The following is a 23,944-nucleotide window of genomic DNA, read 5'->3' as shown; positions in this document are numbered from 1 at the left end:
GATAGCCCGATTATTAAATCTAGTTTGTGAGGTTTGCTTATGGTGAAAAGAATAAAACTTCGCACGCTGTTTATAGGAGGGTGTATTACCCTCTTTTTTCTTGTTTTGATCGGAAGGGTGTTCTGGATTCAGGTACTGGACCGCGACTTCTGGCAGGCCTATGCGGCCGAGAAAAGAGCCCATACCTCGGTGATTAAGGCAGAGCGCGGCACCATTGAAGACCGCAACGGAAAGGTGCTGGCCAGCGATGTGCCCGCCTACACGGTGGTGGTCAATCCGGAGGTTATAGCCGAGCGCGGCATTGGGGAAGAGGTGATCACCGGCCTGCATGAGCTGCTTGGCAAGCCGGAGAATGAACTGAAGGCGCTCGTGGAAGCCAAGGATGATAAGGGGAAATACTTAAAGAACAGGGAAATTCGTAACGAGGGCTGGAAGATCGACCAGGAACTGCGCGACAAGGTCGACGAGTTCATTCAGAAGCTGCGGGATGAGCATGATATCTTGGAAACCGGTGTCGGAGTGATTACCGAGCAGAAGCGCTATTATCCGCAGCAAACGCTGGCGGCGCATATTCTGGGGTATACGGACCGGGACGGCAACGCGGTGATGGGCCTGGAAAAGTATTTTGACAAGCAGTTAAAGGGAACGGACGGCAAGCTGCTGTATCAGAGCGACGGCAAGGGCATCAAGCTGCCTGATTCGCAGGATACGTACCAGCCTGTGGTAAATGGCAGTAATTTCAAGCTGACGATCGACAGTACAATCCAGTATTATATCGAACAGGCGATGCAAAAGGCCTACGATGAATACAAGCCGAAAAGCATCACGGTCATTGCAGCCGATCCGAATACGATGGAGATTCTGGGAATGGCAAATATGCCAACCTTCAATCCCAACGAGTTCTGGAATTATGCCTCTGATCCGGGTGTCTTCTATAACCATGCGATCAAATCGAGATTTGAGCCGGGTTCCACGTTTAAGATTGTTGCGCTTGCCGGAGCGGTGGAGGAGAACTTATTCGATCCCGATAAGACCTTCATGTCCGGTTCCATCCGGATCAAGGGTTATAGCAAGCCTCTCTATGACCAGAACAGAAGCGGGTATGGCGAAATTACCTTTCTGGAAGGTGTGAAGCGTTCAAGTAACGTGGCCTTCGTCAAGCTTGGCTATGAAATGCTCGGTCCGGACAGGCTGCTGCAATACGTGGATGACTTCGGATTTAACAATGTTACCGGTATTGATCTCCCGGGCGAAATCAGCGGACGCGTTAATCCGACACCGCACAATGCTTCGGAGAACGCAACGATCGCATACGGGCACGGCAAGGTGGAGGTGACTCCGATTCAGCAGCTTACCGCCATCTCAGCCATCGCCAACGGCGGAAAGCTGATGGTGCCGCATGTGGTCAAGGAGGTCACCGACCCCAATACCGGCAAGACTACCGTAACCCAGCCACAAGTGGTGCGGCAGGTCATCTCCGAGGAAAGTGCCAAAGAAACCGGCAGCTACCTGGAGCAGGTGGTTGCGGATCTGGATCATGGAACCGGGCGCCATGCCTACATTGAAGGCTACCGTGTAGCGGGCAAGACCGGTACGGCGATTAAGCCGGACGGCAAGGGCGGGTATGACCGTGACAAAGTGCTCTCGTCCTTTCTGGGATATGCTCCGGTTAATAATCCGAAGATTGCGGTATATATCGTCATTGACGAGCCTGCCGATGCTACCGGCGGTGGTGCTGCGGCGGGACCGGTATTTAAAGAGATTGTATCGCAATCGCTGGAATATATGGGTGTTCCGAAGGTAGCGGACGATAATGCTGAAGACGACGAGAAGAAGACCTCAGCCACGGCCACAAAGACCGCTGCCGCTATACGCACGGCGCCTGATCTTACCGATAAAACGGCTGCCGCAGCCAGAGAAATGCTCCTGAAACAAGGATATAATTTCGAAACGGTCGGTCAGGGGACTTCAGTGATTTCCCAGTATCCAGAAGCAGGCAGCATGTTATCTTCCGGTCAGAAGATCTTCCTTATTACACAGCAGAGCGATAAGCCGGTGATTCCCGATCTGAGCGGACAATCTCTGCGCGATGCGCTGGAGGTGCTCAATCTGCTGAAGGTGGGGATCACGGTGGAAGGCGAGGGTTATGTAACCGAACAAAAAGAAGAGATAAAGAACGGCAAGACAGTAGTAACCTTGTCGCTTGCTCCGCTGAACGAGTACGGGGAAGATATTCCTGTCCCTCCTGCCGTTGATGAGACGGAGGGGGAAACTGCTGCGGAATAGCCGAAGGCTGACCGGCGAACTAAGGCAAGCCCGCTTATATTGACTGCTTGTTCTAAGCCCTGTTTGTCCCGAATAGTCATGAAGATAAGAGATCATGTCTATACGAGCGAAAGCGGGGAGAACGCCAATGAAGGTGTCAAAAGTCGTAACCCGGCGCAGAATGCTGTGGACGCTGCTGGGACTTGCCGTGTTGTTCGGTTCACTGGCCCTGCGCCTGGCTTATGTGCAGCTGCTGCAGGGCGAGAAGCTGAGCGCCAAGGCGGAAGAATCCTGGCGCCGCAACATTCCGTATACCGCCAAGCGCGGCGAAATATTGGACCGGCAGGGGGAGGCGCTGGCCTATAATATCAGCTCCCCGACTGTGTATGCCGTACCTGTCCAAGTGAAGGATAAGCAGGGAACGGCTAAGCAGCTGGCCCCTTTGCTGGGCATGTCCGAAATGAAGCTGGTCACCCTGTTGTCCAAAAGTGAGTCTTCCGTCAAGCTACAGCCCGGCGGCCGCAAAATTACGATGGAGCTTGCAGCCAGCGTCCGTGATTTGCAGCTTCCGGGCATCATTGTGGCCGAAGACAATAAGCGGTATTATCCATATGGGGACCTGGCGGCACATATTCTCGGGTTCACCGGGATCGACAACCAGGGCATTGCCGGCGTGGAAAGAATTTATGATAAGCTGCTTAAAGGGATCGGCGGCAATGTCTCCTATTTATCCGATGCCGGCGGCAGGCTGATGCCGGGTTCTTCCGAGAAATATACTGCGCCGCAGGAGGGTTTGAGCCTGCAGCTGACCATCGACAAGCAGATTCAGTCGATTATGGAGCGGGAGCTCGATCAGGCGATGGTCAAATATCAGGCGCAGGGCGCCTGGGCCATTGCGATGAATCCGAAGAACGGGGAGATTCTGGCTATGGCCAGCCGCCCGGGCTATGAGCCTGGGCAATACCAGCAGGTTGACCCTTCCGTTTACAACCGTAATCTGCCGATCTGGATGACCTATGAGCCCGGCTCTACCTTCAAGATTATTACGCTTGCCGCCGCTTTGCAGGAGGGCAAGGTGGATCTGCAGAATGAGCAATTTTATGATCCGGGTTTTATTGAGGTAGGCGGAGCCAAGCTGCGCTGCTGGAAAAAAGGCGGCCACGGCAGCCAGACGTTCCTGCAGGTGGTGGAGAATTCCTGCAACCCGGGCTTTGTGGCTCTCGGACAGCGTCTGGGCAAAGAAACGCTGTTTGATTATATCCGCAATTTCGGGTTCGGCGCCAAAACGGGCATTGACCTGAACGGCGAGTCGAGCGGCATTCTGTTCAAGCTGTCGCAGGTCGGCCCGGTGGAGCTGGCGACAACCGCCTTCGGGCAGGGAGTGTCGGTGACCCCGATCCAGCAGATTGCAGCCGTCTCCGCCGCCATTAACGGCGGGAAGCTCTACACGCCCCATGTAGCCAAAGCCTGGATTAACCCGGAGACCGGAGAGAAGGTATCCGAGGTGGAGCCGAAGCTTGTGCGCCAGGTGATCTCCGGAGAGACCTCGGCGAAGGTGCGGGCCGCCCTGGAGAGTGTGGTTGCCAAAGGAACCGGCCGGCCGGCGTTTATTGACGGCTACCGGGTGGGAGGCAAAACCGGGACGGCACAAAAAGTAGTCAACGGGCGCTATTCACCCACAGAGCATATCGTTTCTTTTATCGGCTTTGCGCCTGCGGATGATCCGCAGATTATCGTATACACCGCTGTGGATAATCCTAAGGGGATACAGTTCGGCGGCGTGGTCGCCGCGCCGATCGTGCAGAACATCCTGGAGGATTCCCTGCATGTGCTGAAGGTGCCGCCGCGGAAGGATCAGCTGCCCAAGACGTATAAGTACGGCGAAACTCCGATCGTAACTGTACCGGATCTGACCGGGGCTACCGTACAGGATATTTATGAAGATATGAATATGAACTTTAATCTGGTCCGGTCCGGTACCGGAAATACCGTCATCAACCAGGCTCCCAAAGCGGGCGCCCGTGTGGAGCAGGGCTCGACGATCCGCCTTTATATGGGCGCCGGCCCGGAATGACGAAGGATACTCAGCAACTTAACCGAAATGACTAAAGTGAGGGATAGCTATGAAATTGCAGGAACTGGCTTCTTGCCTCGCTGCCGCCCGGTTATACGGGGACGGCGAGATTGAGATTAGTGATCTGACCAGTGATTCGCGTAAAGTTAAGCCGGGAGATTTGTTTATCTGTCTGCCGGGATTCACCGTGGACGGCCATGCCTATGCACCGCAGGCTGCGGCCAGCGGCGCCGCTGCCCTGGTCTGCGAGCGGAAGCTTGACGATATTGCCCTTCCGCAGCTTGTCGTCGACGACAGCCGGTTTGCAATGGCTGTACTGGCGGGCGCCTTCTTCGGCGCACCAAGCAGCCGGATGCGCATGATCGGGGTGACGGGCACCAACGGCAAGACGACCACCACTTATCTGATCGAACGCATTATGGAAGACCACGGGGTGAAGACGGGCCTGATCGGCACGATTCAGATGCGCTACGACGGACAGAGCTACCCGATGGCCGGCACCACCCAGGAGGCGCTGGAACTGCAGCGTACCCTGCATAACATGACCCAGAAGGGTGTGCAATGCTGCGTAATGGAGGTCTCTTCCCATGCGCTGGAGCAGGGGCGGGTGAGGGGGACGGATTACCGGACAGCAATATTTACCAATCTAACCCAGGATCATCTAGATTATCATCATACGATGGAAGAATACCGCGCGGCCAAGGGTCTGTTCTTCTCGCGGCTGGGCAATGCGATCTCCCCGTGGAAGGAGGAGCGCAAATACGCCGTGCTGAATGCGGACGATCCGGCCAGCGCTTATTTTGCCGCGCAGACGGCGGCGGAAGTCATTACATATGGCATCGACAACCAGGCCAATGTCAGAGCTTCGCAGATCTCTATCACTTCCAAGGGAACCTTTTTCCATGTAGAGACGTTTAAGGGAGAAACGGATATTTCCCTGAAGATGGTCGGCAAATTCAATGTCTATAATGCGCTGGCGGCCATCACGGCCGCACTGCTGGAGGAAGTGCCTCTGGAAGAAATCAAAGCCAGCCTGGAGTCGGTTCCGGGCGTTGACGGCCGGGTAGAGGCGGTGGATGCCGGACAGGACTATGCGGTCATTGTGGATTACGCCCATACGCCGGACGGACTGGAGAATGTGCTGAAGGCTGTGCGGGAGTTCGCTTCCGCCCGGGTGCTGACCGTCTTCGGCTGCGGGGGCGACCGTGACCGTACGAAGCGTCCGCTGATGGGCAAAATCGCCGCCAAATACAGCGACTTCGTGCTGGTCACCTCCGATAATCCGCGGACCGAAGATCCGCTCCTCATCCTGAAGGACATTGAAGCGGGCCTGACAGAGGATGGAGTGGCGCAGGAACGGTACGAGATGATCGCAGACCGCCGGGAAGCCATCGGAAAAGCAATTGAAATGGCAAGCCACGGCGATGTAGTATTGATTGCGGGGAAAGGTCATGAGACCTACCAGTTGATCGGCAAAGAGGTTCATGATTTCGATGACCGCGTTGTCGCCAAAGAAGCTATAAGGGGCCGGAGCCATTGATAACCAATACGCTGCAACATATTGCCGCCATGTGCGGGGGAGAGCTGACCTCCGCCGGCGCTGCGGAAACGCTCATTACGGGAGTGGTGACCGACTCCCGCCGGATATCACCCGGCTGCCTGTTCGTGCCGCTGGCCGGGGAGAAGTTTGACGGCCACGCGTATGCGGAAGGCGCGCTGGCCGCGGGTGCCGCAGCCACGCTGTGGCAGCGGGACAAAGGAACGGCACCTGCGGGCGCCGTTCTGGTCGATGACACGCTGGAGGCGCTGCAGCGGCTTGCCGCAGCCTATCTTGCGGAAGTCGCTCCGAAGGTAGTCGGCGTTACCGGCAGCAACGGCAAGACGACGACCAAGGATATGATCACCGCGCTGCTCGCCCAGAAGTTCAAGGTGCATAAAACACAGGGCAATTTTAACAATCACATCGGTCTGCCGCTGACCGTGCTGTCTATGGACCCGGATGTGGAGATTGCCGTCCTGGAGATGGGCATGAGCGCCCGGGGCGAGATTGCTCTGTTGGCTTCGCTGGCACCACCCGATGTGGCAGTCATCACCAATATCGGCGAATCCCATTTGCTGCAGCTCGGGTCACGGATGGAAATCGCCCGCGCCAAGCTGGAGATCGCCGAAGGGCTGAAGCCGGGCGGACTGCTGATTTACCATGGCGACGAGCCACTGCTGGCTGCAGGTCTGCAGGAGGAGGGCTTCCGTACGCCGGAAGGGCTGCAGCTGTTCCGCTTCGGGCTGGCCCGGGACAACGACGATTATCCGACCGGCATCATGAACCATTCGGCAGGGATGACCTTCACCGCCCATCTTCATCAGGAGCAGGCGTTTACCTTGCCGCTGCCGGGCCGCCACAATGTGGTCAATGCGCTGGCTGCACTTGCGGTGGCGCGCCATTTCGGCGTCGGGGAGACGCTGCTGGAGCAGGGTTTCCGGGGGCTTAAGCTGACCGGCATGCGGATCGAGGTGCTGCAGACACCCGGCGGCGTGACGCTGCTGAACGATGCCTACAATGCCAGCCCGACCTCCATGAAGGCGGCGATTGATGTACTTGAGGCCTACAAAACCGGCGGAATCCGGATTGCGGTGCTTGGCGACATGCTGGAGCTGGGGCCGGATGAAATCTCTTTTCACCAAGAGATCGGCGCGTATCTGGATCCGGAATTAACGGACAGTGTATATACTTACGGACCGCTGGCCGGACATATTGCGGAGAGCGCCCGGGCCAGATTCGGGCCGGGCCGCGTGCAGGCTTTTCAGGACAAGGAGGAACTGACCAAAGCCCTGACCGCCAAGTGCCGGGCCAAAGACGTGGTGCTCTTCAAAGCATCGCGGGGCATGCGTCTGGAAGAGGTGCTGAACCGGCTGAACGAGCTGCTCTAGCCGGGACGGCTGCTGTTCTCTAAACTGCAGAAGATTTGAATTTCAGACAAACAGAGAAAAACAACGATTGGAGGGGGTGTGCCCATGGATTACCAACTGCTGCTGCTGACGATTGCCGTATCCTTTATCCTTGCGGTCATTGCCGCTCCGCTTATCATACCGCTGCTGCGCAGATTGAAATTCGGACAGCAGGTTCGTGATGACGGACCGCAAACCCATTTGAAAAAAGCCGGAACGCCGACGATGGGCGGCATTATCATCATGCTGGCATTCACTTTGTCTTTTCTGAAGTTTTCCGTGGTCGATTCGGACTTCTATGTCCTGCTCGTGGCCGCGCTCGGCTACGGTCTGATCGGCTTCCTGGATGACTATATCAAAATTGTATTCAAGCGGTCCCTCGGGCTCACGCCGCGGCAGAAGCTGCTGGGACAGCTGGTGGTGGGCGCCGTCATGTGCGTGCTGCTGTTCTCGGCGGGACATGATACGGGGATCAGCATCCCCGGGACCGACGTCCGCTTTGACTGGGGTCCCTGGTTCTATTATCCTTTTATTATCGTAATGATGATGGCTGTTACCAACGCCGTTAACTTTACCGATGGTGTAGACGGTCTGCTGTCGGGTGTCAGTGCGATCGCGCTGGCGGCATTTGCCGTGGTGGCCATGCAGGCGACCTCGATTGCGGCCGGAGTGTGTGCGGCGGCGATGATCGGCGCCGTGCTGGGCTTCCTCGTGTTCAACGCCCATCCGGCGAAGGTGTTTATGGGGGACTTCGGTTCCTTCGGTATCGGAGGCGCGATCGGCGCCGTGGCCATTGTAACGAAGACAGAGCTGCTCTTCGTCGTGATCGGCGGTGTCTTTGTCGTCGAAATGCTGTCTGTGGTGCTGCAGGTCGCCTCCTTTAAGACACGCGGCAAGCGCATCTTCCGCATGAGCCCGATTCACCATCACTTTGAGCTGGGCGGCTGGTCGGAATGGCGCGTCGTCGTAACCTTCTGGGCGGTGGGGCTGCTGCTGGCGGCGGCCGGACTAATCTTGAGCAAGGGGTTGTAAAGATATGAAACATCCGGACATGTACCGAGGGGAAGAAGTGGTCGTCCTGGGACTCGCGCGGAGCGGTGTCCAGGTGGCCAAGGTGCTGCATGAGCACGGCGCCGTCGTTACGGTCAACGACAAAAAGGAAAGAGATCAAAGTCCCGAAGCTTCCGAATTGGAGGTTTTGGGAATTTCTGTTATATGCGGCGGGCATCCGGAGGGACTGATCCACGAAGGCGTCAGCCTTGTGGTCAAAAATCCGGGCATCCCGTATTCGGTGCCGCCGGTGCAGAAGGCACTGGAGCTGGGCATTGAGATCGTGACCGAGGTTGAGGTGGCTTACCATCTCTCGCCGGCCCCGATGATCGGCATCACCGGCTCCAACGGCAAGACGACGACGACAACCTGGGTCGGCAAAATGCTGGAGGCCGCCGGGATGAAGCCTATCGTGGCGGGCAATATCGGCACGCCGCTGTGCCAGGCGGCGCAGGAAGCACAGGACGACAACTGGATGGTTGTCGAGCTCAGCAGCTTTCAGCTCAAAGGGACGGCGGGCTTCCGTCCCAAAGTCGGCGCCTTGCTGAATGTCGCCGAGACTCATCTGGATTACCACGGCGACATGGACGATTACATCGCCTCCAAAGCCAAGCTGTTCACCAATCAGGGGCCGGAAGATACGGCGGTGCTGAACTGGGATGATCCGGTCTGCCGCGGGCTGGTGCCGTATGTCAAAGCAGGCATCCTCCCGTTCTCGATGACCGAGGAGCTGGTTCAGGGCGTGTTCGTGCGTCCGACGTATGTGCCGGACACCGAAGATCATCTCAAGCGCAGCATCATCTACCGCGATTACTCCGAGACGGAGACGGTGATTGCCGAGGTAGATTCCATCGGTCTGCCGGGGCGCTTCAATGTGGAGAACGCCCTGGCAGCCTGCGGTATCGCTATCGCCGCCGGCGCGCCGCCTGAGGCGCTCGGCGAGGTGCTGGCCTCCTTCCGCGGCGTCGAGCACCGGCTGGAGTATGTGGCGGAGAAGCAGGGCGCGGCCTATTACAACAATTCCAAAGCGACCAACTCAAAGGCCACTGCGATGGCGCTGGGCTCCTTCAAGCAGCCGGTCGTGCTGATTGCCGGCGGGCTTGACCGCGGCTCCGATTACATGGAGCTGCTGCCTGTCCTTGGCGGCGTCAAGGCGCTGGTGGCACTCGGACAGACCCGGGACAAGCTGGCCAAGGTAGCGGATATGGCAGGAGTAAAGCGCGTGATCTCCGTCGATAATGGGGAGAGCGCCGCCGCCGTGCTGCAACAGGCCGTTCGGGAAGCGTCGGCTCTCGCCGGAGCGGGAGACGTCGTGCTGCTGTCTCCCGCATGTGCCAGCTGGGACATGTTTACATCCTATGAGGAGCGCGGGCGTATTTTTAAAGAGGCGGTGCATAACCTTTAAGTAGGGGGGTGGATAAGCCCCTACTACGGATTGCAAGAGGTGTGCTCCGATGAACAAATCGCGTCATGCGCCGGATATCTGGCTGCTGGTGTCCATCCTAAGCCTGCTGGCGATCGGCATGGTGATGGTCTACAGCGCCGGATCGGTGCTCGGCTTCCGCAATTATGGCGATTCGTTTTATTTTGTAAAGAGACAGCTGCTGTTTGCCGGCATGGGGCTCTGTGCGATGTTCTTCTTCGCGCGCATCGATTACCCGGTGCTGAAGAGATTCGCCAGACCGCTGCTGCTCGTCTGCTTCGTGCTGCTCGTGCTGGTGCTGATTCCCGGAATCGGGGTCGTGCGCGGCGGGGCGCGCAGCTGGCTGGGCATCAGCTCGTTCGGCATCCAGCCCTCCGAATTCATGAAGATGGGCATGATCCTGTTCCTGGCCAAATGGCTGGGTCAGGATGACTATGACATTTCCGGCTTTACCCGCGGTCTGCTGCCCCCGCTGCTGCTGATCGGCAGCGCTTTTGGGCTGATTATGCTGCAGCCGGATCTGGGGACGGGCACCGTCATGTTCGGGGCGGCGCTGATGATGATCTTCACCGCCGGTGCGCGGATGAAGCATCTGCTGTCGCTGGGTGCGGTCGGAGCCGTCGGCTTTGTTGGCCTGGTTGCTGCGGCGCCTTACCGGCTGCAGCGGATTACGGCCTTCCTCGATCCCTGGTCAGACCCGCTGGGTGCGGGCTATCAGATCATTCAGTCGCTGTATGCCATCGGTCCCGGCGGGCTGGGGGGACTCGGACTCGGCATGAGCCGTCAGAAATACAGCTATGTGCCCGAGCCGCAGACTGATTTTATTTTTTCGATATTGGCCGAGGAGCTGGGCTTCATCGGCGGCCTGATTGTGCTGCTGCTGTTCCTGATTCTGATCTGGCGAGGCATGCGGGTAGCGATGAGCCTGCCTGACCGTTTCGGCAGCTACCTGGCGGTGGGCATCGTATGCATGGTGGCCGTGCAGGTGATCATCAACATCGGCGTCGTCATCGGTCTGATGCCGGTCACAGGAATTACGCTGCCGCTGATCAGCTATGGCGGATCGTCACTGACGCTGATGCTTACAGCCCTCGGTATCCTACTGAATTTATCCCGTTATGCGAGGTGAACGCGAATGCGCGTCGTATTAAGCGGCGGCGGCACCGGCGGACATATTTATCCCGCCGTCGCCGTCGCCAGAGCGCTTGAGTCCGAGACGGAGAACTCGGCCTTTCTGTATATCGGAGGCAAGCGCGGCCAGGAGAGCCGGCTGGTGCCGCAGGAGAATCTTCCGTTTAAAGCGATTGATATTACGGGGTTCCGGCGCAAGCTCTCCATGGACAACGTCAAGACGGTCATGCGTTTCCTGAAGGGTGTCAAAGAGTGCAAGGAAATGCTGCAGGAGTTCAAGCCCGATGTGGTCATCGGCACCGGCGGCTATGTATGCGGACCGGTAGTATATGCGGCTTCCCGGCTGGGCATACCTACGCTGATTCATGAACAGAATGCTATTCCGGGGCTGACGAACAAGTTTCTCAGCAGATATGCCGATACGGTCTGCGTCAGCTTCGAAGGGACGGAGAAGGCCTTTCCCGCGGGCAAACGCGTTGTCTATACCGGCAACCCCCGGGCGACTGCCGTAACTGCCGCCAATCCGCTGCGCGGCTTCGCTTCGCTGGGTATTCCCGAGGGGAGTACAGTAGTGCTCGTGGTGGGCGGCAGCGGCGGCGCCCGCGCCATAAACCGGGCGATGATCGAAATGGCGCCGATGCTGGAGAAGTCGGGCGGCGTCCATTACGTCTATGTTACGGGAGAGTCCTACTTTGAGGAGACCCGCAAAGGCCTGCGCGAGCAGCTCGGAAGCCTCCCCAACTGGCTGCATGTACTCCCGTATGTGCACAATATGCCCGAGGTGCTGGCCTGCACCTCTCTGATCGTAAACCGTGCGGGGGCCTCTACGCTGGCTGAAATTACCGCGCTGGGTATTCCTGCAGTGCTGATCCCTTCCCCGAATGTGACCAATAACCATCAGGAGGCCAATGCGCGGGCGCTGGAGCGCGAGGGGGCGGCTACGGTGCTGCTGGAGAAGGATCTGAGCGGCAAGGCGCTGCTGGAGGCTGTACAGCGGATTACCGGATCGGCAGAAGTGCGCAGAGGCATGGCGGAAGCGTCGCGCCGGCTGGGCAAGCGGGATTCCGCCATGCTGGTGGTCGAGGAGATGCGCAGGCTTACAGCTGCGCGGCGGCAGTAAGACGGTTAGCTTTCAGCATACAAATTAAAGTGTCCGAGATTACTTTGCCGGCTCATGTGCAGCGCATTGTCACACTCCCGGGGCGATGAACATAGGATAATCCTATAATCGTGACAATCACCTAAGGCGCTGGCGGCCGGGGGCGGCGGAAGACTATGCCTCCCGCGTCACCCCCACGGTCCCGGAGGGAAGCGTCTTGCATGTGGGTGAGCGGTAATCTCGGAGGTGATACATTGGACAAATTGGTGATTGAGGGTGGATATCCCCTGTCAGGCACCATACGTATCCATGGAGCAAAAAATGCGGCGCTGCCGATTATGGCGGCAAGCCTGCTGGCCGAAGGAGTTCACCTGCTGCACAATGTGCCGAAGCTGCTGGATATCGAGACAATGCTGCATATACTGGAGCGGCTTGGCGCAAAGGCTGTGCATGAGGAAGAGACGGTGACGATTGACACCTCCTCGCTGAACACTTCGCATGTTCCCGAGGACCTGATGAAGCAGATGAGATCCTCCATTTTCCTGATGGGTCCGCTCCTGTCCCGCTTCGGCGAGGTGACGATCTATCAGCCGGGAGGCTGTGCGATCGGCGAACGCAAGATTGATCTGCATCTGCAAGGGCTTAAGCAACTGGGCGCGGAGATTGAGGAATACAACGGGCGAATCTCTTGCCGTACCAATGGGCTGAAGGGCAGCGATATCCATCTGGACTATCCCAGCGTCGGAGCAACGGAGAATATTATGATGGCAGCCGCAACAGCTGAGGGCACAACGACGATTTCCGGAGCGGCCAGGGAGCCGGAAATCCAGGATTTGCAGAATTACCTCAACGCGATGGGCGCCCAAATTATCGGAGCAGGAACAGACACCATTACGATTCAGGGGGTAACCCGTTTGCACCCCTGCACCTATGATGTGATTCCGGACCGAATTGTGGCCGGGACGGTCATGATCGCAGCGGCGGCTACCCGGGGCAATGTAACGTTAACCCATACCAATGCCAGCCATCTGACTTCGCTGATCCATGTGCTGCGGCGCGCCGGTGTTCAAATCACAGTCTGCAATGATATAATTAATATCGGCTGCATGGGGCGTCCCCGTGCGGTCGAGCGGATCGTTACGTCTCCATACCCCTCTTTTCCTACAGATTTGCAGTCTCAGGTTATGGTGCTGCTGTCGTTGGCCGAAGGGTTCAGCGTGATTAAGGAAACGGTATTTGAAGGACGGTTTAAACATGTAGAGGAAATGGCCCGGATGGGCGCCGATATTTCCATCGACCTGAACCGCGCCTTTATCCGCGGGGTACAGCGTCTCTACGGGGCAACGGTGGAGGCGACCGACCTGCGGGCGGGGGCTGCACTGGTGATCGCCGGCTTGGCCGCTCAAGGCACCACAGTTGTCGAGCAGGCGCACCACATCGACCGCGGCTACGACGGTATCGAGAAGCTGTTCCAGAAGCTGGGCGCGCACATCAGCCGCAAGGTGCCTGTGCCGGGCCCGTATGATTTGGCCAATTAAAGCTCCCTGTCTCCTTCGGCCCTGGCCGCGAGGAAGGAGACAGGGCCTTATTATGGAGATATGAGCATGCCTAAAACCCGAGTACCTCTTTTGAAAGAGGACAAGCCCAGTAAAAAAATGAGCCCCAAAGTTATCATTATCCTGCTGCTGCTGTTTCTGGCGCTGCTGGCTGTGATTTTCTTCCGCTCGTCTCTCAGCCGGATTACGGAAATTCAGATTCAAGGCAATAAGTACTCCACCAGAGAGGAGCTGCTGAAAGCGAGCGGCCTTCGGACCGGAGGGCAGTTCTTTGCCGTCGCGGGGCAGTCTGTGGAAGACGCTCTGAGGGAGCTGAAGACCGTGCAGGATGCTGCGGTGACCAAGAGCTTTCCGGGTGTCGTTCAGATCACTGTTACGGAGTATCCGGCGGTTGCGTATGAGCTGGACGAGCAGGGAACGACGTTGGAGGCCATTCTCTCGAGCGGCGCAACTGTAGAGGTCAATGAGACAGGCATGCCGGTAGAGAAGCCGATACTGACGAACTGGAAGGCGGATGATCCTTACAAGGTCAAGCTGAGTCAGGCGCTCGCTGATATTCCGGATGAGCTGACAAGCGACATCTCCGAAATTGTACCGTCGCCGACGCTCTCTTTTCCCGATCGGATTAAGATGTATACCCGCTCTCAATTTGAAGTCATTACAGCCATCTCGCTATTAAAGGAGAAAGTGGAGTATCTGAACCAGGTCATCGAGACGGAGGAACCGGGACTGATTAAGATGCTGGAGGCCGATTCCTATGTTCCGTTCCGGACCGAAAGTCAGGATGAGGAAACAATAGAAGAGTAAAAAGTCCCTACTAATGGAACGGGAAAAATGCTACAATCGGTTTTACGGGCATTAAGCTCATCCCTCTTTTTTCTCCGAATTTTTAAGATTTGACGTTCGATATGGGTTTAATTTATTCATTTAATGTCATTTCCGCTTATTTATGGCAGATCGTCCTTTCGGCATAACTGCGTAACATCCATAAATTAACAATTGAGGTTAACGGGTAATTAATTCCAACCAAAAAATTTGTAGAAAAAAGAGGGAAAGGATTAGGAGCGTTGAATATGTACAGTGATGTTTCCCGGGAGCGGGAACCAGGACGGATAATCCGTCTACTATTTTATAAAGATTAAACAGGAGGTGCCATAGGGCTTGAGCAACAATGACATCATTGTTAGTTTGGACATCGGTACATCCAAAGTTCGGGCGATAATTGGGGAAGTTACCAATGGAACCTTTAATATTATTGGCGTTGGATCTGCTGATTCGGAAGGAATACGCAAAGGTGCGATAGTAGATATCGATCAGACTGTGCAGTCGATCAGAAGCGCCGTAGAGCATGCGGAGCAGATGGTCGGTATTCAAATATCCGAAGTCTACGTGGGAATCTCCGGCAATCATATCGGCCTGCAGTCTAGCCATGGTGTTGTAGCCGTTCAAAATGAAGACCGGGAGATCGGCGAGGACGATATCGATCGCGTGATCAAGGCAGCGGAAGTCATTGCACTGCCGCCGGAGCGCGAAGTCATTGATGTGGTTGCCAAGCAATATATCGTCGATGGCCTCGAAGGCATCCAAGACCCGCGCGGTATGATCGGAGTCCGTCTGGAAGTGGAAGCAACGATTATTACCGGGGCTAAAACGCCAATACATAATCTGCTTCGCTGTGTGGAGAAATCAGGGCTGAAGGTGAAGGATCTGGTGCTGATGTCTCTTGGAGCGGGCGGGTTGGCGCTGTCGAAGGACGAGAAATCGATGGGTTCTGTGCTGGTGGACATCGGTGCCGGTTCAACGACAATTGCCATTTATCAGGAAGGTTCCCTTTGTGCTACCTCTACGATTCCGATCGGCGGTGAATTTGTTACCAATGACATTGCTTACGGGCTGCGCACTTTGACCGATCAAGCCGAGAAGGTGAAGCTGAAATACGGCTGCGCCTGGATTGACGATGCCGCTTCGGACGTGGTGTTTAAGGTTCTGCGCATCGGCAGCAATGTGGAAAAGGAATTTACGCAGGAGGACCTTGCGGCCATTATTGAGCCGCGGGTACTGGAGATCTTTCATTTAATCAGTCAGGAAGTTAAACGGCTGGGTTACAACGAGCTTCCGGGAGGTTATATACTTACGGGTGGAACTGTATCGATGCCGGGCGTACTAAAAGCGGCTCAAACCGAACTTTCCGCCTCAGTGCGCATTGCCGTGCCTGATTATATTGGCGTCCGTGATCCCGGGTTTACCGGCGGTGTCGGGATTCTGCACAATGTGGTGCGCAGATACCGCTGGCGAAGCGGCGGAAGCGGCAACAAGAAAACGGCAGGCCGGAGCAAGCCGACTGCTGCTCCAAGCCAGGAAACCGTCTCAAAGCCGGGTTTCGTAGAACGTCTCAAGAATATGTTCAGCGAATTCATATAAGTGTAGGTCCAGATATACTTGGACTGGCCATCCAAGCACTATTCTAGGGGGAGATGGAAGGATATGTTGGAATTTGATTTTGAAATGGAGAGCTTGGCGCAAATAAAAGTCATCGGCGTAGGCGGCGGCGGAAGCAACGCGGTCAACCGGATGATTGAAAACGGCGTTCAGGGTGTTGAATTCATCACGGTTAATACAGATGCCCAAGCGCTGCATATGGCCAAATCGGAGCATAAGCTGCAAATTGGGGACAAGCTGACCCGCGGTCTCGGCGCCGGAGCGAATCCTGAAGTCGGAAAGAAAGCGGCGGAAGAATCCCGTGATCTTATATCGAATACGCTTAAAGGTGCGGATTTGGTTTTTGTTACCGCAGGGATGGGCGGGGGAACGGGGACCGGTGCTGCGCCTATCATTGCCGAGATCGCCAGAGAATGCGGGGCGCTGACGGTAGGTGTTGTTACCCGCCCGTTCACTTTTGAAGGCAGAAAAAGGTTCACACAGGCGGAGCTGGGAATCGAAGCTTTGAAAGAAAAAGTGGATACCCTGATCGTCATTCCGAATGACCGCCTGCTGGAAATCGTCGATAAGAAAACGCCGATGCTCGAAGCCTTCCGCGAAGCGGACAATGTGCTCCGGCAGGCGGTGCAGGGCATCTCCGACCTTATTGCCGTTCCGGGTCTGATCAACCTCGACTTCGCTGACGTGAAGACGATTATGACCGAACGCGGTTCGGCTTTGATGGGGATCGGCATTGCCACCGGTGAGAACCGGGCCTCTGAGGCGGCGCGCAAGGCGATTATGAGCCCGCTCCTTGAAACCTCGATCGAAGGCGCACGGGGCGTTATTATGAACATTACCGGCGGCTCCAACCTGTCGCTGTATGAGGTCAACGAAGCGGCCGAGATTGTCACCTCCGCTTCGGACCCGGAAGTAAACTTGATCTTCGGGGCGATTATTGAAGAAAGCATGAAGGACGAAATCAAGGTTACCGTGATTGCCACCGGGTTCGAGAACAAAATCTCGCCTGCTGCGGCAACCCGTAAGCCAACGGCAGGCAATGAGCAGCCTGTGGACAAAAGCAACAATCTGCGTCCGTTCGGCAATCAGACGACGGCGGACCAGCTTGATATCCCGACGTTTCTGCGCAACCGGACACGGGGACATAACGACTAATCACAACTATTTTAACTGCGGAAGCACCGTATCTTTTCCATCAGCTGGAGCTGTGGAGGATGCGGTGTTTTTTGTTTTACCGGCTGGTATAATAACTGGTAACGGGAGTGAATGCTATGGAGCTGCTTGATCCCCGGGTTGATTTTGTATTTAAACGTATTTTTGCCGGAGAAGGGAATACAGATGTATTGCTATGCTTTCTGAACGAGATATTCGCCGATGCGGGTGAACCTCTGCTGAAGGAGGTTGTGGTGCTGAATCCGTTTACGGACAAGGATGATCCGCTGGACAAACTGTCGGTGTTTGATATTTGGGCCAAAGCGGCGGACGGCAAGCTGATCAACGTCGAGATGCAGTTGTTCAACAAATACGATATTGAGAAACGCACCTTGTATTACTGGAGTAAACGATATTCGGGACAGCTGCAGGAGGGCGGGAAATACAAGGATCTGCATAAATGCGTGACGATCAATATTTTGAATTATACGGTTCTGCCCAATGAGCATACCCACAGTGTGTTTCATTTGCGGGAGGACAAGAACGGGATGCCGCTGATCGATGATATCGAAATTCATTTCCTGGAGCTCCCGAAGGTGGAGCGGCTGCCGCTTCAGGGTGACGGCGGACTGGCGAACTGGCTCATGTTCCTGAAAGGCAAGGAAATTCCGGATTGGGAGGGCATTAGCATGAACGAACCGGCATTAAAGAAGGCGATGGATACTCTGCGTTATTTGAGTCAGGATGAAGAGGCGCGGCTGAAGTATGAGGCTAGGCAGAAGGTACTGCTGGATGAGGCTTCGCAGCTGGAGGGAGCGCTGAATGAAGGTTACTCCAAGGGAATGGCCGAGGGCAGAAAAGCTGGGAAAGCAGAAGGAAAGGCGGAAGGAAAGGCAGAGGGTGAGAAATCAGGCCGGATGGAAGTGGCCAGAAAGCTCGCTGCGATGGGCATGAGTCCGCAGACAATCGCTGAAGCCACCGGTCTAACAAAGGATGATTTGCCCGACATCAAATAGAATAGCCGTGTAATTGAGCCTGCTCCCCTGGAGCCGGCTTTTTTTGATTTTGCGGGTTCCTGTAAATCTCCTGAACCGGCTCTGAGCCGAGCTAAGCTTGGCGGGTTATCATAAAAGGCTCTGCTATAACTCGACAAAAAAACTGCCGGAACGCCGCCCAAGTTTGACAGACTTTGAACGGTAGAGTTCCTATACTAATCATATCGTCCAAAAAAGAGAGCCGAAAGCCCGGTGGATACCGCGAGCGGCTAAGCAGGCAGGTGAATGCGCTGGTAGTTTATATCGACTTAATCTTCCTGGCCAATCTGCTGATCGACGGAGTTCTTATCTGGCTGTCCGGCTGGCTGGTCAAACTGAAGGTGCCGTGGTGGCGGCTCGTGCTGTCCGCACTCGCCGGCGCGCTCTATGTAGTGATGATGTTTGTGCCGGAGCTGTCTTTTTTGTATACCTTTCTGATCAAATTCGGATTGTCGGTCATCATGCTGCTCATTGCTTTCGGGTACCGGAGCCTGCAAAGCTATCTCAGGGTTCTCGGGGCCTTCTATATCATTAATTTTGCTGCGGCAGGCGGCATTGTGGGCATTCACTATTTGCTGCAGAGCTCAAGCGACATTTGGGACGGTATACTCTTTACAGCTGCGGGAGGCCAAGCTTACCGCTTCAGGATCGCCTTCTGGTTCGTTCTGGCCGCACTTCCCATCGTGCTGATGCTGTTTAAACTGGTCCAGTCTTCACGGGAGCGGAGAGAACGGCTGGAGACGTATATCGGCGAGGTCTGTGTAGAGATTGACGGTGTATGTGTGACTTGTACCGGCTTGCTGGATACCGGCAACCGGCTCAGCGATCCGTTGACGCATATCCCGGTAATGGTCATGGAGTCATCCCTGTGGGAAGGCCATTTACCGGCATCCTGGAAAGGCAGGCTGAACCGGACGGGGGCGGACCGCCTGCTTCTTGAAACGGACGGGCAGTCCTTTGCCTGGCAGGACCGTCTGCGGCTGGTTCCCTACAGGGGGGTCAACCGCGGATCGGCGTTTATGCTGGCGTTAAAGCCCGATCTGGTGCGGGTTACACTCGGCGGGGAATGCTTCTGCAGCCGGAGGGTGCTCATCGGGCTGGACGGCGGTGTATTGTCGGGAGACGGCGCTTACCGGGCGATCATTCATCCGGAGCTGGCCGATCCTGCAAATGCAGAGACGGCGGTCCCCCGGTCATGCGGATACACGCCGGCAGAGAATTTAATGGAACCAGCGGACGGGAACGTTCTTTAAGACTTAGGCCGTGCGACTCGTGGAGGAGGAACCTAAATGATCAAATGGAAGATTGCACTGCAGCTTCAATATTACCGTGTACTGTTTCTGCTGGGACTCAAAAGTCAGGAAATCTACTATATCGGTGGGAGTGAGGCGCTGCCGCCGCCGCTTACCCGGGAGGAAGAGGAGTACCTGCTGCAGCGGCTGTCCAGCGGCGATGCGGCAGTCAGGTCGATGCTGATTGAGCGCAACCTGCGGCTGGTGGTGTACATCGCCCGTAAATTCGAGAACACGGGTATTAATATCGAGGACCTGGTATCGATCGGCGCCATCGGCCTGATTAAGGCGGTCAACACGTTTGATCCCGACAAAAAAATCAAGCTGGCTACCTATGCCTCGCGCTGCATTGAAAATGAGATTCTCATGTACCTGCGGCGCAACAGCAAAACGCGCAGCGAGGTCTCGTTCGACGAACCGCTGAATATTGACTGGGACGGCAATGAATTGCTGCTGTCGGATGTGCTGGGCACGGAGAATGATACGATCTACCGCAACATCGAGGAGCAGGTGGACCGCAAGCTGCTGCAGAAAGCGCTGGAGAAGCTTAGCGAGCGCGAACGGCTGATTATGGAGCTGCGCTTCGGCCTGCGGGGCGGCGAAGAAAAGACGCAAAAGGATGTGGCCGATCTGCTCGGCATTTCCCAGTCCTATATTTCCCGTTTGGAGAAACGGATTATCAAGCGGCTGCGCAAGGAATTCAATAAGATGGTGTAAGGACCTGCCGATGCCGGGTATGAGCGGAGGAATAAAATGACTGGCCGAGGAGATAATGTACAGTAATGTTTCTCCTTGGGAGGTAAATCATCATGACCCGAAACAAAGTCGAGATATGCGGTGTGGACACCAGCAAACTGCCCGTTCTGACGAACGCGGAAATGAGGGAGCTGTTCACGGCGCTGCAGCAGCAGGGCGAGCGGTCCGCCAGAGAGAAATTGGTTAACGGTAACCTTAGACTCGTGCTTAGCGTTATTCAAAGGTTCAACAACCGGGGAGAGTTCGTGGACGATCTGTTCCAGGTTGGCTGTATCGGGCTGATGAAGGCCATCGATAATTTTGATCTTTCGCAAAATGTGAAGTTCTCCACGTATGCAGTGCCGATGATCATCGGAGAAATCCGCAGATACCTGCGGGACAACAATCCGATCCGTGTGTCGCGTTCACTGCGGGATATCGCCTACAAGGCGCTGCAGGTGCGGGACAGCCTGACCAACCAAAATTCGCGGGAACCGACGATCTTCGAAATCTCGGAAGCGCTCGGTGTGCCGAAGGAAGATGTTGTATTTGCCCTGGATGCCATCCAGGACCCGGTTTCCCTGTTCGAGCCGATTTATCACGATGGCGGAGATCCGATCTATGTGATGGATCAGATCAGCGACGACAAGAACAAGGATGTCTCGTGGATTGAAGAAATCGCCCTCCGCGAAGCGATGCAGCGGCTGGGACAACGCGAGAAGCGGATTCTCTCCATGCGCTTCTTTGAAGGCAAAACCCAGATGGAGGTCGCCGACGAAATCGGCATTTCTCAGGCCCAGGTCTCACGGCTGGAGAAGTCGGCCATCCAGCAGATGCAGAAACATGTGAAGTCTTAAGGTTCTAAAAGTATTGAAGCTCAATTCCTAGGGTATTCCGCAAGCTGCGGCCGCGCCGCCTTCCGGAATACCCTTATATGTTTCCTCACCGCAGCAGATCCGCAGTAATGTAGCCAAGCCCCGCCAACATATATTGGACTATAGGTCGTATGTACAGGGGTGGAGGCTATGAACGAGGATTCCCTGAGCGCAGGCAAAAAAATGAAAATATCCGATTTTCAGACGAAGGATGTCATTAATATCGTGGATGGCAAAAGGCTCGGCCAGATCAGTGATCTGGATCTGGACCTGCGCCGCGGTGTCATCGATGCGATTATCGTTCCCGGATATACGCGATTCATGGGGCTGTTCGGAAGCGGTGCGGATTTAATCATCCCCTGGCGCAATATCGTCAAGATCGGCGCCGATGTCGTGCTGGTAAAGCTGGAGGAATCCAGACTGACGCACGGCCAGGAGGAGCGCGAGACGATCTACCTCGAGCGGGGGGAACGCAATGACCGGCGCACTTATTAAAGAGTGCGTCTTTTTTTGTCCGGATGCTTATATAGACTTTGGAGGCAAAGTTGCTTTGGGGGGCCGGGCAAAGGTACACTTAGGCGGAGGTGAGAGGATGGAACCCTTTAAATTGAATGATAAAGAGCCGGCGCTGCTTCATCTGGAGCCCTGGTGTATGAAGTATCAGGGCATCACCGCCGGCTTTACGGCACGGCAGGGCGGTGTGGGCGAAGCCCCTTATAATAGCTTGAACTGTGCTCTTCATGTCGGGGATGCGCCGGAGCATGTGCTGGAGAACCGCATAAGGCTTGCCGGTAAGCTGGGCTTTCCGCTTGAGGCCTGGACCTGCGGCGAGCAGACGCACGGCAAGCATATAGAGGTGGTAACCGCGGCGGACCGCGGCCGCGGCAGCAGAGACCGGTCAGCAGCATTCCAGTCAACCGACGGTCTGCTGACGAATGTTCCCGGTGTGCTGCTGACTTCCTTCTATGCGGATTGCGTGCCGCTTTTCTTTTATGACCCGGTACAAGGCGTTGCCGGTCTGGCCCATGCCGGCTGGAAAGGGACGGTGGCCGGGATTGCGGCGGAAATGGTGGCAGCCATGGGAAAAACCTTCGGCAGCCGTCCGCAGGATATCGCCGCAGCTATCGGTCCTTCCATCGGTGATTGCTGCTATGAGGTCGATGATTATGTAATGGATCATATCCGGCGTCTGGAGGCAGAACTGCCGCCGGCAGAAGGCGAAGAAGTGCGGGAAATATACCGCGTGTCGGAAGCGGATAGCCGCAAAAGCATGCTTAACTTGAAAGAAATGAACCAACGCATTATGATTAAAGCAGGAATTTTGCCGACTCATATCGAATGTACACATTGGTGTACAAGCTGTAATAACGATCTGTTTTTCTCCTACCGCAAGGAGAACGGCGTTACAGGACGAATGACGAGCTGGATCGGAATAAAGGAGAGTTGAACACCCTGAGTTTATCACTGCAGGAGAGAATATTCGATGTCAAAGCGCGTGTAGCCCAAGCTTGCGCGGCGAGCGGGCGCGACGCGGCCGACGTCAAAGTCATCGCTGTGACCAAGTATGTTTCCCTGGAGACAGTATCTGCGGTGCTTGAAGCCGGGCTGGAGGAGATTGCCGAGAGCCGCTGGCAGGATGCCGAACACAAGTGGAATGCTCTCGGGCATAAAGGCATATGGCATTTTATCGGCCATTTGCAGACGAACAAAGTGAAGGATGTCATCGGCAAATTTCAATATATACACTCGCTGGACCGTCTGTCGCTGGCCAAGGAATTGCAGAAGAAAGCGGATGCCGCCGGCATTGACGTTAAGGTTTTTGTGCAAGTGAACATCTCCGGAGAGGATACGAAATTCGGACTGCCGCCGGAGGCGGTGCCGGATTTTCTCCGGGAGATTGCTCCGTTTCACCGGATTAAAGTAATCGGGCTGATGACAATGGCACCCCATGTTGAAGATCCTGAGCTGGCGCGTCCCGTATTCCGCGGACTCCGCGAGCTGCGCGATCGGCTGAATTCTCTGTCTCTGACGCCTGAGCCTATCCAAGAACTGTCGATGGGAATGTCGAATGATTTTGAAGTGGCGATACAGGAAGGAGCCACCCGGGTCCGCCTGGGTACGGTATTAGTAGGTCACGAGGAGGGAGCTTGATGGGCGTAATGAACCGGTTTATGAGCTTTTTGGGCTTGCAGGAGGAAGAGGAAATCGTGGAGCGGGAGCAGATATCCCGCGATGATGAAGAATTTGAGCCGGCACCGGTGGAGACCCGCAAGAACCAGCGGGCCAATGTTGTCAGTATTCATTCGCAGAAGAATGTGAAGGTCGTCCTCTATGAGCCCCGTTCTTATGAAGAGGCCCAGGAGATCGCCGATCATCTTCGCTCCCACCGCACGGTGGTCATTAACCTGCAGCGCGTGCGCAATGACCAGGCTATGCGGATTATCGATTTTCTCAGCGGAACAGTCTATGCCCTTGGCGGAGGAATATCCAAGATCGGCGGCAACATCTTCATGTGCACACCGGATACCGTGGAAATCCAGGGCTCTATCACCGAAATGTTAATGGACGAACAAGAATTCAGAATGAGGTGACAACATCTTGGCATACGAGATCAACTCGATAATCACTATACTCTTCAACATATACTTTTACATGATTTTTATTTACATCCTGATGTCCTGGCTGCCGAATGCGCGCGAGAATTTCATCGGAGAACTGCTTGCCAAGCTGGTGGAGCCAGTACTGTCGCCGTTCCGCCGCTTTATTCCGCCTCTGTTCGGAATGATCGATATCTCCCCGATTGTGGCGCTGTTTGTGCTCCGGATGGCGATCATCGGCCTGCAGTACATCATCACGAGTATTTTCTAGGCTAG

21 protein-coding genes are annotated in these 23,944 nt (G+C 55.7%); all 21 read left to right on the top strand.

Going from position 1 to position 23,944, the window contains the following annotated elements:
* Positions 1-105: 105 nt before the first annotated feature.
* Positions 106-2,286, top strand: coding sequence for a penicillin-binding transpeptidase domain-containing protein (locus F1381_RS15965; RefSeq protein ID WP_246188063.1), 2,181 nt, complete (start codon positions 106-108; stop codon positions 2,284-2,286).
* Positions 2,287-2,413: 127 nt separating this feature from the next.
* Complete coding sequence (locus F1381_RS15960; RefSeq protein WP_151735844.1) at positions 2,414-4,339, top strand: stage V sporulation protein D; 1,926 nt, start codon at positions 2,414-2,416, stop codon at positions 4,337-4,339.
* 49 nt (positions 4,340-4,388) lie between these two features.
* Positions 4,389-5,879 carry a UDP-N-acetylmuramoyl-L-alanyl-D-glutamate--2,6-diaminopimelate ligase gene (locus tag F1381_RS15955; RefSeq protein WP_151735843.1) on the top strand — a complete coding sequence of 497 codons (1,491 nt, stop codon included), beginning with the start codon at positions 4,389-4,391 and terminating at the stop codon, positions 5,877-5,879.
* Complete coding sequence (locus F1381_RS15950) at positions 5,879-7,267, top strand: UDP-N-acetylmuramoyl-tripeptide--D-alanyl-D-alanine ligase (protein ID WP_151736005.1); 1,389 nt, start codon at positions 5,879-5,881, stop codon at positions 7,265-7,267. Before F1381_RS15955 ends, F1381_RS15950 begins: the two co-directional genes overlap by 1 nt.
* Positions 7,268-7,351: 84 nt before the next feature.
* Positions 7,352-8,317, top strand: coding sequence for a phospho-N-acetylmuramoyl-pentapeptide-transferase (gene mraY, locus F1381_RS15945; protein WP_151735842.1), 966 nt, complete (start codon positions 7,352-7,354; stop codon positions 8,315-8,317).
* A 4-nt stretch (positions 8,318-8,321) separates the two neighbouring features.
* A complete protein-coding gene (gene murD / locus F1381_RS15940; protein ID WP_151735841.1) occupies positions 8,322-9,740 on the top strand; it encodes a UDP-N-acetylmuramoyl-L-alanine--D-glutamate ligase in 1,419 nt (472 codons plus the stop codon).
* A gap of 49 nt (positions 9,741-9,789) precedes the next feature.
* Positions 9,790-10,887, top strand: coding sequence for a stage V sporulation protein E (gene spoVE, locus F1381_RS15935; RefSeq protein WP_151735840.1), 1,098 nt, complete (start codon positions 9,790-9,792; stop codon positions 10,885-10,887).
* A gap of 6 nt (positions 10,888-10,893) precedes the next feature.
* Positions 10,894-12,009 (top strand): undecaprenyldiphospho-muramoylpentapeptide beta-N-acetylglucosaminyltransferase, encoded by a 1,116-nt coding sequence (gene murG / locus F1381_RS15930; RefSeq protein WP_151735839.1) that lies wholly within the window; start codon positions 10,894-10,896, stop codon positions 12,007-12,009.
* A gap of 233 nt (positions 12,010-12,242) precedes the next feature.
* Entirely contained in the window at positions 12,243-13,526 is a 1,284-nt protein-coding gene (gene murA, locus F1381_RS15925) for a UDP-N-acetylglucosamine 1-carboxyvinyltransferase (RefSeq protein ID WP_151735838.1), read from the top strand.
* Positions 13,527-13,592: 66 nt separating this feature from the next.
* Positions 13,593-14,351: a cell division protein FtsQ/DivIB gene (locus F1381_RS15920; protein ID WP_151735837.1), complete on the top strand. Its 759-nt coding sequence runs from the start codon at positions 13,593-13,595 to the stop codon at positions 14,349-14,351.
* A 354-nt stretch (positions 14,352-14,705) separates the two neighbouring features.
* Positions 14,706-15,965: a cell division protein FtsA gene (ftsA, locus tag F1381_RS15915; RefSeq protein WP_151735836.1), complete on the top strand. Its 1,260-nt coding sequence runs from the start codon at positions 14,706-14,708 to the stop codon at positions 15,963-15,965.
* Positions 15,966-16,028: 63 nt separating this feature from the next.
* Positions 16,029-17,138 carry a cell division protein FtsZ gene (ftsZ, locus tag F1381_RS15910; RefSeq protein ID WP_151735835.1) on the top strand — a complete coding sequence of 370 codons (1,110 nt, stop codon included), beginning with the start codon at positions 16,029-16,031 and terminating at the stop codon, positions 17,136-17,138.
* A gap of 116 nt (positions 17,139-17,254) precedes the next feature.
* Positions 17,255-18,151 carry an Rpn family recombination-promoting nuclease/putative transposase gene (locus tag F1381_RS15905; RefSeq protein ID WP_151735834.1) on the top strand — a complete coding sequence of 299 codons (897 nt, stop codon included), beginning with the start codon at positions 17,255-17,257 and terminating at the stop codon, positions 18,149-18,151.
* Positions 18,152-18,411: 260 nt separating this feature from the next.
* Positions 18,412-19,422, top strand: coding sequence for a sigma-E processing peptidase SpoIIGA (spoIIGA, locus tag F1381_RS15900; protein ID WP_187355393.1), 1,011 nt, complete (start codon positions 18,412-18,414; stop codon positions 19,420-19,422).
* Between the two features lie 36 nt (positions 19,423-19,458).
* Positions 19,459-20,178 carry an RNA polymerase sporulation sigma factor SigE gene (gene sigE, locus F1381_RS15895; RefSeq protein ID WP_151735833.1) on the top strand — a complete coding sequence of 240 codons (720 nt, stop codon included), beginning with the start codon at positions 19,459-19,461 and terminating at the stop codon, positions 20,176-20,178.
* Between the two features lie 92 nt (positions 20,179-20,270).
* On the top strand, positions 20,271-21,053 hold the full coding sequence (sigG, locus tag F1381_RS15890) for an RNA polymerase sporulation sigma factor SigG (protein WP_151735832.1): 783 nt from the start codon (positions 20,271-20,273) through the stop codon (positions 21,051-21,053).
* 168 nt (positions 21,054-21,221) lie between these two features.
* The gene (locus tag F1381_RS15885) at positions 21,222-21,566 is read left to right on the top strand and encodes a YlmC/YmxH family sporulation protein (protein ID WP_151735831.1); all 345 of its coding nucleotides are present in this window, start codon (positions 21,222-21,224) and stop codon (positions 21,564-21,566) included.
* A gap of 97 nt (positions 21,567-21,663) precedes the next feature.
* Positions 21,664-22,518 (top strand): peptidoglycan editing factor PgeF, encoded by an 855-nt coding sequence (pgeF, locus tag F1381_RS15880; RefSeq protein ID WP_151735830.1) that lies wholly within the window; start codon positions 21,664-21,666, stop codon positions 22,516-22,518.
* Positions 22,515-23,222 (top strand): YggS family pyridoxal phosphate-dependent enzyme, encoded by a 708-nt coding sequence (locus F1381_RS15875; RefSeq protein ID WP_246188062.1) that lies wholly within the window; start codon positions 22,515-22,517, stop codon positions 23,220-23,222. The genes pgeF and F1381_RS15875 overlap by 4 nt, the downstream gene beginning before the upstream one ends.
* Positions 23,222-23,662 (top strand): cell division protein SepF, encoded by a 441-nt coding sequence (locus F1381_RS15870; protein WP_151735829.1) that lies wholly within the window; start codon positions 23,222-23,224, stop codon positions 23,660-23,662. The genes F1381_RS15875 and F1381_RS15870 overlap by 1 nt, the downstream gene beginning before the upstream one ends.
* A 7-nt stretch (positions 23,663-23,669) precedes the next feature.
* Entirely contained in the window at positions 23,670-23,939 is a 270-nt protein-coding gene (locus tag F1381_RS15865; protein ID WP_151735828.1) for a YggT family protein, read from the top strand.
* Positions 23,940-23,944 lie beyond the last annotated feature (5 nt).

Source organism: Paenibacillus tengchongensis, assembly GCF_008973665.1.
GTDB classification, from domain to species: domain Bacteria; phylum Bacillota; class Bacilli; order Paenibacillales; family Paenibacillaceae; genus Paenibacillus_AQ; species Paenibacillus_AQ tengchongensis.
This window is presented reverse-complemented; position numbering and strand designations above follow the sequence as displayed.

Bases quoted from the DNA above. Each gene is read 5' to 3' on its own strand.
- F1381_RS15905 (WP_151735834.1), top strand. From the start codon at position 17,255: ATGGAGCTGCTTGATCCCCGGGTTGATTTTGTATTTAAACGTATTTTT.
- murD (WP_151735841.1), top strand. From the start codon at position 8,322: ATGAAACATCCGGACATGTACCGAGGGGAAGAAGTGGTCGTCCTGGGA.
- pgeF (WP_151735830.1), top strand. From the start codon at position 21,664: ATGGAACCCTTTAAATTGAATGATAAAGAGCCGGCGCTGCTTCATCTG.
- F1381_RS15955 (WP_151735843.1), top strand. From the start codon at position 4,389: ATGAAATTGCAGGAACTGGCTTCTTGCCTCGCTGCCGCCCGGTTATAC.
- mraY (WP_151735842.1), top strand. From the start codon at position 7,352: ATGGATTACCAACTGCTGCTGCTGACGATTGCCGTATCCTTTATCCTT.
- spoVE (WP_151735840.1), top strand. From the start codon at position 9,790: ATGAACAAATCGCGTCATGCGCCGGATATCTGGCTGCTGGTGTCCATC.
- murG (WP_151735839.1), top strand. From the start codon at position 10,894: ATGCGCGTCGTATTAAGCGGCGGCGGCACCGGCGGACATATTTATCCC.
- F1381_RS15885 (WP_151735831.1), top strand. From the start codon at position 21,222: ATGAACGAGGATTCCCTGAGCGCAGGCAAAAAAATGAAAATATCCGAT.
- sigG (WP_151735832.1), top strand. From the start codon at position 20,271: ATGACCCGAAACAAAGTCGAGATATGCGGTGTGGACACCAGCAAACTG.
- F1381_RS15920 (WP_151735837.1), top strand. From the start codon at position 13,593: ATGCCTAAAACCCGAGTACCTCTTTTGAAAGAGGACAAGCCCAGTAAA.
- ftsZ (WP_151735835.1), top strand. From the start codon at position 16,029: ATGTTGGAATTTGATTTTGAAATGGAGAGCTTGGCGCAAATAAAAGTC.
- F1381_RS15960 (WP_151735844.1), top strand. From the start codon at position 2,414: ATGAAGGTGTCAAAAGTCGTAACCCGGCGCAGAATGCTGTGGACGCTG.
- sigE (WP_151735833.1), top strand. From the start codon at position 19,459: ATGATCAAATGGAAGATTGCACTGCAGCTTCAATATTACCGTGTACTG.
- F1381_RS15870 (WP_151735829.1), top strand. From the start codon at position 23,222: ATGGGCGTAATGAACCGGTTTATGAGCTTTTTGGGCTTGCAGGAGGAA.